The following is an 11,150-nucleotide window of genomic DNA, read 5'->3' as shown; positions in this document are numbered from 1 at the left end:
TGGTTGTGGGGGGAAGGGTCCTATGCACGCCGATGATGTCGAGCCTGGGGTTCGCCTGACCGGATTGGCCTCGGGGTCGGTCACCGTCGTGGCTGCCACGCCGGTTGGTGACGCTCTTCAGATTACGGTCCGCGACGACTCCGGACACCTGTTCGATCAGGTGCTTTTCCCCGAAGACATCACCGGGCTGCGGCGTGAAGCACCGAGGTCACGGTGGTCGTTCGACGCCACCCCTGAACAGTTCCGTCTTGCGGCTGAGGCGCTGCGCATGCAGCACGCGGGTCTGTCGGACCCGATGCTGGCAGTGGAGACCAGTGACATCGACCCGCTGCCCCACCAGATCCGCGCCGTCTACGGCACGCTGCTGGCCCAAGCCGGCTCCCTGCGCTTCCTGCTGGCAGACGATCCTGGCGCAGGGAAGACAATCATGGCGGGTCTCTATCTCAAAGAGCTGCTGCTGCGCGGGGACATACAGCGTTGCCTGATCGTGGCCCCCGGTGGGCTCGTCGAGCAGTGGCAGACCGAACTCGCGGAGAAGTTCGGGATCGAGATGGCGATCTTGACACGCGACCTGGCGGAGGCCGACCGCGACGGCGACCCGTTCCGGCGCAACCCGATGCTGATCGCGCGCATGGACCAGCTGGCCCGCAACGAAGAGTGGCAGACCGTGCTCGCGGAGTCGGAATGGGACCTCATCGTCGTGGACGAGGCCCACCGCATGAGCGCCTCCTGGTTCGGCAACGAACTCAAGCGGACCCGCCGCTACGAGTTGGGCCAGCTGCTCGGCAAGATCACCCGGCACTTCCTGCTGATGACCGCCACCCCTCACTCGGGGTCGGAAGCCAACTTCCAGACGTTCCTCGCTTTACTGGACCCCGACAGGTTCGCCGGGCAGTACCGCCAAGGCGTGCACTCCACCGACACCACCGGACTGATGCGCCGGATGATCAAGGAGGACCTGCTCACCTTCGACGGCAAGCCGCTGTTCCCCGAGCGGGTGGCCGAGACCGTCGAGTACACGCTCTCCCCTCTGGAGATGCACCTGTACGAAGAAGTCACCGAGTACGTACGCACGGAGATGAACCGGGCCGAGCGAGCCGACGGCAGACGACGCACCGTCGGCTTCGCGCTCACGGTCCTGCAGCGACGCCTGGCGTCGAGCCCGGAGGCGATCTACCAGTCGATCCGGCGCCGCGCCGCACGCCTGCGCGCCCACCGTGAGCAGATCCTGGCAGGCCCGTTCGTTCCCCCACCCGAGACGCTGTCGTTCGACCCGGAGGACTTCGACTCCGACGAGTGGGGTGCCGCCGAGCTGGAGCAGCTGGAGAGCGAGGTCCTGGACGCCGCCACCGCCGCACGCACGGCAGCCGAGCTGGACGCCGAGCTCGCGGTCCTGGCACGTCTTGAAGAGATCGCCCAGCAGGTCCGTACCTCGGGTGAGGATCGCAAGTGGCAGGAATTGCGTTCCCTTGTCCTCAAGGCCCGCGAAGACGGTCTGAGCAGTGACCGCCACGCCCCGCACAAGATCATTGTCTTCACCGAGCACCGCGACACCCTCGACTACCTCGCAGGCCGGATCACCACTCTGCTGGGCGGCGACGAGGATGCCGTATGCACCATCCACGGTGGCACCGCGCGACAGGCTCGTCGGGAGATCCGCACCAAGTTCACCAACGACCCTCGCTGCCACGTTCTGATCGCCACCGACGCCGCCGGCGAAGGACTGAACCTCCAGGCCGCGCACCTCATGGTCAACTATGACCTCCCCTGGAATCCCAACCGCATCGAGCAGCGCTTCGGGCGTATCCACCGCATCGGCCAGCGCGAAGTCTGCCGCCTGTGGAACCTCGTGGCCTCCGAGACCAGGGAGGGCCAGGTCTTCCAGCGCCTGCTGACCAAGATCGAGCAGCAGCGCCGCGCCTACGGCGGCAAGGTCTTCGACGTCCTGGGTGAGAACGCCTTCGCTGACGAGCCGCTGCGTGACCTGCTCGTGCGAGCCATCCGCTACGGCGAGCAGCCCGAGGTCCGCGCTTATCTGGACCAGGTCATCGACAAGTCCGTAGCCGACGGCCTCCAGGAGCTGATCAAGGAACGCGCCCTGGCCACCCCGGAGATCGGGCTGGAGGAGCTGACCGAGCTGCGCCGGCAGATGGACGAGGCCCGCGCCCGGCGCATGCAGCCCCACTTCGTGCAGGCCTTCGTCATGGAGTCCCTGCGTGCCCTAGGCGGGCGAGCCTCCAAGCGGGAGAAGGACCGGTTCGAGCTGACACAGGTGCCGGCGGTCCTGCGGGAAGGTCGGCGTACCATCAGCCCGCGCTACGGGCGCATCACCTTCGAGCCCTCGGCCGTGGTGATGCCCGGACGCCCGGACGCCGAGCTCATAGCACCCGGTCATCCGCTGATGGACGCGATCATCACCGAGATCCTGAACAGGTACGGCGACACCCTGACCCGTGGAGCAACCTTCCTGGACCGGACCGCCACCACCCCCCGCCTTGTCTTCGCCCTGCTGGAAGAGCTCTCGGACGGGCGCGGCACAGCAATCAGCAAGAGGTTCGAGTACGTCTCCGTGCTGCCGGACGGAACCGCACAGCCAGCAGGCCCCGCCCCGTACCTCGACCTGTCCCTGCCCGCGGACCTGAATATGGAGCAGCACACCGCGCTGGCCCTTGCCATCAACTCCGAGCTGTCCTCGCCCTGGCTTGCCGACGGCGTTGAGAAGATTGCTCAGAACTGGGCAATCCAGCATGGCCTGCCCGAACACCGGGCCGATGTCATCGCTCGCGTCGTCCCGGCTGTCGAACGGACGCGCAAGCTAGTACGTCAGCGGCTGCTGGCTCAGATGAACTACTGGGACGGTGAGTCGATCAAGCTTGCCGAGGCACAGGCGGCAGGTAAGAAGATCCGTATCTCACCGGCCACCGCACGTGAACGCGCCCGTTCCCTGGAGGCCCGACTCGCGCGCCGCCAAAGCGAGCTCGACCTCGAGACCCAGGTCACCGTGCACCCGCCGAAGATCGTCAGCGCAGCGCTCGTCCTGCCCGCCTCGGTCGTCCCAGGCGTCGCCGGTGAACAGCCGACGCCTGGCAGCTTTGCCTTGGACACCTCCGTCACCGAACGCCGTGCCGTAGATGCTGTACTGGCTGCCGAGCGTCGGCTCGGGCGGGTGCCTGAGGAGATGGCGCACTCCAACAAGGGCTTCGACATCCGTTCCCGCAAGCCCGACGGCCACCTGATCTTCATTGAGGTCAAGGGGCGTGTGCTAGGCGCTGACAACTTCACCGTCACCACCAGCGAGGTCGGCTACGCCAAGAACGCCGAGCCCGACTACCGGCTCGCGCTCGTCGCCGTGGATCCTGACACCCCCGACGGGTCGAACGACCAGGTCCGCTATGTGCTCAACCCCTTCGCCGACCTGGTCCTGGACAAGTACGTCGACGACTTGCGCCGCAACTGGAAGGCGGAGTGGGACCGCGGTGTAGAGCCCCTCTGACGCACAAGATCCACACGCTTCATCCGCTCGAACGCCACCCGAGGCACGGTTCGAGCGCCTCGGAATCTAGATTGAGTAGGTGAACACCGCAGTGCAGCCCGGAACGCCGTCAGGTTCTGTCCCCCGACGCAAGCTCATCGAGGTCTCTCTCCCGCTGGAGGACATCAACGACGCCTCTGCCCATGAGAAGTCCGTCCCCCGCAAGGGGCACCCGGCAACTATGCACCTGTGGTGGGCACCACGCCCTCTCGCTTCGATCCGAGCTGTACTGTTCGCTCAGCTCGTCGACGACCCCTCCTCGCGGCCAGATCTGTTTCCCACTGAGGAAGAGCAGAAGGCCGAACGCGAACGACTGCACTGGATTATTCGCAGGATTGCGCGGTGGGAGAACACGAACAACGAAAGGGTCTACCGCGAGGCTCGGGAAGCGATTCTCAAGTACACCGACGGAAAGCCGCCAGCCATCCTCGACCCGTTCTCCGGGGGAGGAACCATCCCCGTCGAAGCACAGCGACTCGGGCTCGAAGCACACGGCAGTGATCTCAATCCCGTCCCGTCCCTCAAGACCAGGGCGTTGATCGAAATCCCACCGAAGTTCGCCGGACAAGCACCTGTGTTCCCGGGGGCAGCCGATACCCAGGTCAACGATTGGCCTCGCGCCACCGGCCTGGCTGAGGACGTGCGCCGATACGGAATGTGGATGTTCGACCAGGCTAAACGGCGGATTGGACATCACTACCCCGACGCGCAGGTTCCTATTCTGGGACGAGACGGCGAACCCACCGGCAAGCACACGCAAGCACCAGTGATCGCCTGGCTCTGGGCCCGCACCGTAATTTGCCCCAACCCCGCCTGCGGGATCCGAATGCCTCTTGTGCGCTCTTGGTGGCTTAGCAAGAAGAAGGGCAAGGAGGCTTACGTCGCCCCTAGGATCGTACCCGACACCACTTCACCGGGCGGGCGGCGCGTGGAGTTCGCCATAGGGCATGACCCGCAGTTTGCCCCAGGTAAGGACAGCGAGGGCACGGTAGATCGCAAGGGGGCCACCTGCATCGCCTGCCACAGCGCTGTCGAATTCAAGTACATCCGCGAGAAAGGCCGCGCTAAACAAGTGCGCGAGCAATTGATGGCCATCATCGCCGAAGGTGATCGTCGCCGGATTTACCTGAAACCCACCAGCGCCCATATCTCGTCAGCAGATCTATCGCAGCCGGAGTCAGTACCTCTTGGGAGCCTCCCCGACGCTACGCTCGGTTTCCGAGTTCAAGCCTATGGAATGACCGACTATGTCGATCTATTCACCAATAGGCAGCTCACCGCCCTCGTGACGTTCAGCGATCTAGTTGCCGAGGCGCGAGAAATGGCACTCAAGGATGCGCTCGCGGTCGGCCGCCCCCGTGGTGAATCCCTGGCCCGCGGCGGCGTGGGAGCTGAGGCCTACGCTGATGCGGTAGCGACGTACCTTTCCATGGCAATCTCGAAGCTTGCCGATTGGTCTTCTTCAATCTGCAGCTGGATCAACGGGGTCGAGAAGGTCAGGAACACGTTCCCCCGCCACGCCATCGCCATGACCTGGGATTTTATTGAAGTCAACGTCCTCTCCAACGCGGTAGGCAATTTCGGAAACCATGTGACTTGGGTATCTTCCGGCATCGACTCCGTCCCTGCGGATCAAGTTCCAGGGTTCTCACACCAAGCAGACGCGGCTAGTCGGGACTACTCTGGCCTCCTGGTCTCCACCGACCCTCCTTATTACGACAACATCGGCTACTCCGATTTGTCTGACTTCTTCTACGTCTGGCTTCGTCGATCCCTCCGAGGAATCCACCCGGACCTCTTCGGTACAATGCTCGTCCCGAAGAAGGAAGAGCTAGTCGCCAACCCCTATCGACATGGAGGGAGGGCGAAAGCAGAAAAGTTCTTCGAGGAGGGATTCGAGCGGGTATTTACCCACACCCGGCAATCAGCATCATCAGAATACCCGATCACCGCATTCTACGCTTTCAAACAGTCTGAACTAGAAAAGGAGGGAATTGCCAGCACCGGATGGTCCACTCTCTTGGAGGGCATGATCCGGGCTGGCTGGACCATTACCGCGACCTGGCCAGTCCGCTCCGAGCGCAGCGGCCGGATGATCTCGGTGGGTACTAACGCCCTCGCATCTTCCATCGTGCTCGCATTGCGGCCACGCAAGGAGACAGCATCGGCCACTGATCGCATGGGATTCCTCTCGGCCTTGCACGCCGAGTTGGAGGAAGCGCTGCCCCGTATTCACGAGGGCGCCATTGCCCCAGCGGACCTGCGGCAGACGATTCTGGGGCCGGGGATGGCAGTGTTCTCCCGCTTCTCCCGCGTGCTGGAAGACGACGGTTCCACGATGTCCGTGAAGACTGCGCTGGCGCTGATCAACCAGACGTTCGACGCGTTGCAGAACGAGCATGACGCCGAGCTGGACGCCGACACCCGATTCTGCCTGGACTGGTTCCGCTCCTACGGCTGGGACACACGCCCCTACGGTGACGCCGAGTCGCTAGCTGTGCCCTTGGGGCTATCGGTGGACGGGATTGCCCGCGGCGGAGTCCTGACCTCCGGCGGCGGAAAGGTCGCGCTCATCAAGCCGCTGGATCTGGACCCCCGATGGGATCCGGCTCACGACGACCGGCTGTCCCTGTGGGAGGTCACCTGCCATCTGGCACGCGCGTACGCGACCGAGGGACGCGAGGAGGCCGCCAGGCTCATGGCCGGAGTGAAGGGGAAGGTGGACCTGGACGAGGTCAACCGCCTGGCCACTCGCCTGTACGAGCTGATGGAGTCTCAGGATGCCTCAACCGCAGGGTTGTTCAATGGGCTTGGAGGGGCGTGGGCCGATGTCTCCGCGACGTCGACCACGATCCGCCCGGCCGCTGTGGCCGAGACGCTCTTTGGGGAGGAGATCTGATGGCGCTGACGAACAACGAGAAGGTGCTGCGCGGACTCGACCAGCTGCTCGAGGGGATGCGCCCGTGGGTCGACATGCGTATGTCGGCGCAGGCTCCAGCCGGCAAGGACTGGGTAGAGCTGATCGCCGCAGAGGACGAAGCGAAGTTCGGCACAGCCAAGACGTACTCACGCGACGACGTGCGGTTCCTGCTGCGCATGGTCACCGAGCGATGGAAGGTATTCGAGAAGGACCTGTCGCGCCCACAGTCCGCGTTGGCCTCCGAGCTGCGGGAGACGGCGAACGCAGCGCACCACGGGCAGAAGTTCTCCTCGGACGACACCTACCGCGCGCTGGACACGATCGAGCGTCTGCTGACGGTGATCGGTGCCGCCGACGAGGCTGATGCAGTAGCGAAGACGCGCATGGAACACCAGCGTGAGGTCTTCGAGAAGCAGACGCGCAACCGGCTGACGCGTGAAGCGCAGGCGGTCAAGGTGGCCGGTATGCAGGCCGGTACGGCGATCAAGCCGTGGCGTGAGGTCATCCGGCCGCACGCCGACGTGATCCGCGGGCAGTTCTCCGCTGCGGAGTTCGCCGCCGACCTGTACGCGGTGGCCCATGGCCACACTGCGGCGCCGGAGTACCTGAACCCGGCTGAGTTCTTCTCCCGTACCTATCTCACCAGTGGTCTGTCCGACCTGCTGACTCGTGCGCTCAAGCGTCTTTCCGGGGATGCCGGGGCAAGCCCGGTGATAAATCTGCAGACCCAGTTCGGTGGCGGCAAGACGCACTCGATGCTGGCCTTGTACCACCTGTTCTCCGGCGGCTTGACCACGAACGCGCTGCCGCAGGCCGTCCAGGACGTGGTACATGCCTCCCTGCCCACGGGCGACGGCGATCCGCTGAAGTCTCTGGACGTGAAGCGGGTCACCTTGGTGGGCACAAAGCTCTCCCCGAGCCAGCCGATCCCTAAGGACGATGGCACGCAGGTGCGCACGCTCTGGGGGGAGTTGGCCTGGCAGCTCGGAGATCGCGAGGCGTTCGACCGCATCGCAATGGCTGATGCGACCGGCACCGACCCCGGCGACGCCCTGGACGCCGTCGTACGTGACGTCGTCGCCGGCGGCAAGAGCGTGCTGATCCTGATCGACGAGTGGGTGGCCTACGCCCGCCAACTCGTCGGCCGCGACGACCTGCCCGGCGGAACATTCGCAACTCAGCACACCTTCGCCCAGCACCTGACCGAGATGGCCAAGTCCATCCCCGGCGTCATGCTGGTGGTCTCCATCCCCGCCTCCGACTCCCTCGACAACGGAGGCGGCGGCTCGGCACTGGAGGTGGGCGGCCCCAACGGGCACGTCGCTCTGGAAACCCTGCAGCACACCATCGGCCGGAACGCCGACGACTGGCGACCGGCCAACAACATCGAATCCTTCGAGATCGTCCGGCGGCGCCTGTTCGAAGAACCCGACGCTGTGGCCCTGGCGGACATCGCCGCGGTGGCCAAGCAGTACGTGAAGTACTACCAGGAGAACACCGGGTTCTTCCCGCGCGAGACGACCACCGGCGCGTACGAGCAGCGCATCCGAGCGGCGTACCCGATCCATCCCGAGCTGTTCGACCGGCTCTACGAGGACTGGTCGACGCTGCCGAAGTTCCAGCGCACCCGCGGCGTGCTGCGTCTAATGAGCGTGGTCATCAACTCACTGTGGGCGGCCAATGACACCACACCGCTCATCACCCCCGGCGCCGTACCCGTCCACGACACCCAGGTATTCAGCGAGATCACCAAGTATCTCGATGACAACTGGAAGCCGGTGGTAGACAAGGACGTCGACGGGGAGGGGGCCACCCCGGTTCAGATCGACCACGAGCGTCCGTCGTTCGGGCAGCGGGCCCTTACCAGGCGTGTCGCCCGATCTGTGTTCATCGCGACCGTCCCGACGCTGCGCTCGGCACACAAGGGCGTGGACATCCAGCAGCTCCGCCTGGGCACCGCAGTTCCTGGTGACGTCATCAACCACATCGGTGACGCGCGCGCCCTGCTGGGCCAGCGTGCCACCTACTTCTATGAGGACGGCGACCGCTCCTGGTACGACCTGGCCGCTTCGGTCTCCCGCGTGGCCGCCGATCGTGCGGCCGGCTACAGCGAGGCCGACGTGCACGCCACCATCATCGAACGCCTCAAGGCCACGGCGAAGGCATCCAAGGCTTCCTTCGGTGCCGTGCACGCCGCGCCTCTCGACACCGGGGACATCCCCGATTCCGAGGTGCTCAAGCTCGTGGTCCTGCACCCGAAGTTCACCTGGGGCAAGGACGCCTCCACCGCCACGGACTTTGCCGCGCGTCTCCTGCGGGAGGCAGGTAACGGGCAGCGGCAGCGCCGCAACATGCTGGTCATGGTCGCCGCCGATCGGGACACCTACCCCGAGCTCGACGGAGTGGTGCGGGAGTACCGGGCCTGGAAGTCCATCGCGGACGAGGCCGAAGAACTCGAGCTGAGCGCCCAGCAGCGCAAGCAGTCCGTCACCCGCGCACGCCAGTTGGACGCGGCTGTCGACGACCGTGTCCGAGCGGCATTCACCGCAGCGCTGATCCCGACCGAGCTGCCCGGCCAGAAGCCCACCATCTCCTTCACTCGTATCGCCAAGGACGGTGGTTCCCTCGCCGAGCGCGTCACCGCGGCACTCAAGGCCAAGGGCTGGATCACCCCGGTGCTCGGGGCCACGCTGGTGCGTATGGCTCTCGAAGGCGCCCTGGCCAACGCCTGGGGCAAGGGGCATGTGAGGTTCGGCGACCTGTGGTCCTGGTACACGCAGTACCCCTACCTCAAGCGCCTGCCCAACCGGCATGTGCTTGAGCAGGCCGTACTCGGTGCTGCTGACGTCCTCCTCTGGCAGCAAGACGCCTTCGCCTTCGCCGACGGCTACGACGAGGCCACCGACGAGTACCAGAACCTCTGGATCCACGGCGACAAGCCCGATCCCAGCTTCGTCACCGACGACACGCTCCTTGTCCAACCAGCCCGAGCCATCGCCCAGCGCGCACGGGTTGTGGCCACCCCGCCGATCGCACCGGTCACCCCTGCGGATGGCGGCAATAGTGGTGAAAGCAGCAGCCCGTCTTCCAGTCCCGGTGCTGTCACGCCTACGACGGGTCCCGGCTCTCAGCCTTCGCCTCCGCCTGCGAAGAAGGTCACGCGCAGGTTCTGGGGTGTCAAGACCCTTAATCCCAACCGTCCTGCTGCCGACTTCGCCAATATCCAGCAGGAGGTCCTGGCGCATCTCGAAGCCGCCGACGGCGTCACGCTCGAGGTCCGTATCGAGATCACCGCAAGCGCTGCCGACGGATTCACCGAACAGCAGGTACGTACCGTCAGAGAGAACGCCGCCCAGCTGAAGTTCGAAGACACAGGTTTCGAAGAGAACTGAGTCGGTCCGTGCTGGTGGAGGGAGACCACAGGGTCTCCCCCACCAGCGCGCTGAACGCTATGCGGGACCGAGGCATCGCTGCAACGGGGTCACCGGCTGCCGGCGCCCGTGTCCCTCACACCTCTGTTGCGAACCCCACGAACCGCGACCACTCCTCGCGGCCGACGGCGAAGTGAGGACGCGACACTTCCTTGGAGTCCCTTACGTACACGGCCTGTTCGGTGATGGCGACCTCCACGCAGTCGTCACCCTGACTGCCGCTGTAGCTGGATTTGAACCACGCCAGTTCCGGCGTCATGCTCATAGCTCTCCTCGGAGTCGCTCCAGCAGACCCCGCGAGTCCTTGGCGTTCAGGGCCTGCGAGCGCAGTGTGTCATAGCGCTGGCAGAGGAGGCTCACCTCTTTCACGTCGGAGATCAGACGGCCGTTCTGTTGTCCCTCGGAGTACGCGTATCGCTGCCCCCTGGGAGTCTCCAGAAGCCGCACCGGGCCATCCAGACAGGCATGCAACCCTGCCTCCAACGGCACGACTTGAAGCGTCACGTTCCGCGGTGTGCTCAGCTCCAGCACATGGTCGAGCATCTGCCGCATCTGCTCCAGATCCCCGAACCAACGCCGGAAGACGTGCTCTTCGACGATGAAGCTGAACGGCATCGTCGGTCGCTCGAACAGCATCTGCTGCCGCTCCATCCGCCGGGCCATGAAGTCTTCCAGCAGACTGTCCGGCGCCACCGGAACGGTCCCCTCGAACACCGCCCGCGCATACCCCTCCGACTGCAACAACCCCGGCACCAGCCGGCACTCGTACGTGCACAGGCTCACCGCCACCCGCTCCAGGCGGGCCCACTGCCGGAACCACGCCGCGAGCCCGGCATCCCCGCGCCCCCGGGTCACGTACTTCGACGCCTTCCGCAGCGCCCCCGTGTTCCCCAGCGCCTCCTCGGAGCGCTCCACCAGCGCCACGTCGGGCATTCGCCGGCCCAACTCCACCGATTCCACCGTGTGCTTGGAGAAGCTCACCAGGTTCGCGAACTCGGTCCTGCTGTACCCGGCGTGCTCGCGCAGTGCCTGCAGGAAGGCCCCGAACGTCCGCAGGCTGTCCGAGGGATCGGGCTCCCGGTCCGCCTCGCCGCCCGGCATGTCCTCGTCGTCCACCGCACCGCCGCCGGTCATCCGCGGCCACCTCCGGTTCCGTTCCCGCGCTGTTCGCCGTTCCCCACCCGACCGCACCCAGCGTGACGCATGAACCGTCGTACCGTCCACGGAATGTGCCCGTACGCTGACACAACGTACGGACGGCACCTCT

The 11,150-nt window shown here is 65.4% G+C and carries 5 protein-coding genes; 3 read left to right on the top strand and 2 right to left on the bottom strand.

Going from position 1 to position 11,150, the window contains the following annotated elements; all coding sequences use genetic code 11:
* Positions 1-268 precede the first annotated feature (268 nt).
* From ACFSL4_RS33320 to ACFSL4_RS33310, 3 genes are all read left to right on the top strand, one after another.
* Complete coding sequence (locus ACFSL4_RS33320; RefSeq protein ID WP_381091292.1) at positions 269-3,493, top strand: helicase-related protein; 3,225 nt, start codon at positions 269-271, stop codon at positions 3,491-3,493.
* A gap of 79 nt (positions 3,494-3,572) precedes the next feature.
* Entirely contained in the window at positions 3,573-6,431 is a 2,859-nt protein-coding gene (locus ACFSL4_RS33315; RefSeq protein ID WP_381091290.1) for a DUF1156 domain-containing protein, read from the top strand.
* A complete protein-coding gene (locus tag ACFSL4_RS33310; protein ID WP_381091288.1) occupies positions 6,431-9,844 on the top strand; it encodes a Swt1 family HEPN domain-containing protein in 3,414 nt (1,137 codons plus the stop codon). The genes ACFSL4_RS33315 and ACFSL4_RS33310 overlap by 1 nt, the downstream gene beginning before the upstream one ends.
* A gap of 115 nt (positions 9,845-9,959) precedes the next feature.
* On the opposite strand, the gene ACFSL4_RS33305 is transcribed toward ACFSL4_RS33310, so the two are convergent.
* The gene (locus tag ACFSL4_RS33305) at positions 9,960-10,142 is read right to left on the bottom strand and encodes a DUF397 domain-containing protein (RefSeq protein ID WP_381091286.1); all 183 of its coding nucleotides are present in this window, start codon (positions 10,140-10,142) and stop codon (positions 9,960-9,962) included.
* Positions 10,143-10,144: 2 nt separating this feature from the next.
* A complete protein-coding gene (locus tag ACFSL4_RS33300) occupies positions 10,145-11,017 on the bottom strand; it encodes a helix-turn-helix domain-containing protein (RefSeq protein ID WP_381091284.1) in 873 nt (290 codons plus the stop codon).
* Between the last annotated feature and the right edge of the window lie 133 nt (positions 11,018-11,150).

Origin of the sequence: Streptomyces caeni (assembly GCF_042678285.1) — a bacterium.
GTDB classification, from domain to species: Bacteria; Actinomycetota; Actinomycetes; order Streptomycetales; family Streptomycetaceae; genus Streptomyces; species Streptomyces caeni.
The sequence above is the reverse complement of the archived record's forward strand: the minus strand, read 5'-3'. Positions and strand labels throughout refer to the sequence as shown.

What these genes read in the sequence shown, in the direction of transcription:
- ACFSL4_RS33320 (WP_381091292.1), top strand. Translation starts at nt 269, where the DNA reads ATGCAGCACGCGGGTCTGTCGGACCCGATGCTGGCAGTGGAGACCAGT.
- ACFSL4_RS33310 (WP_381091288.1), top strand. Translation starts at nt 6,431, where the DNA reads ATGGCGCTGACGAACAACGAGAAGGTGCTGCGCGGACTCGACCAGCTG.
- ACFSL4_RS33305 (WP_381091286.1), bottom strand. Translation starts at nt 10,142, where the DNA reads ATGACGCCGGAACTGGCGTGGTTCAAATCCAGCTACAGCGGCAGTCAG.
- ACFSL4_RS33300 (WP_381091284.1), bottom strand. Translation starts at nt 11,017, where the DNA reads ATGACCGGCGGCGGTGCGGTGGACGACGAGGACATGCCGGGCGGCGAG.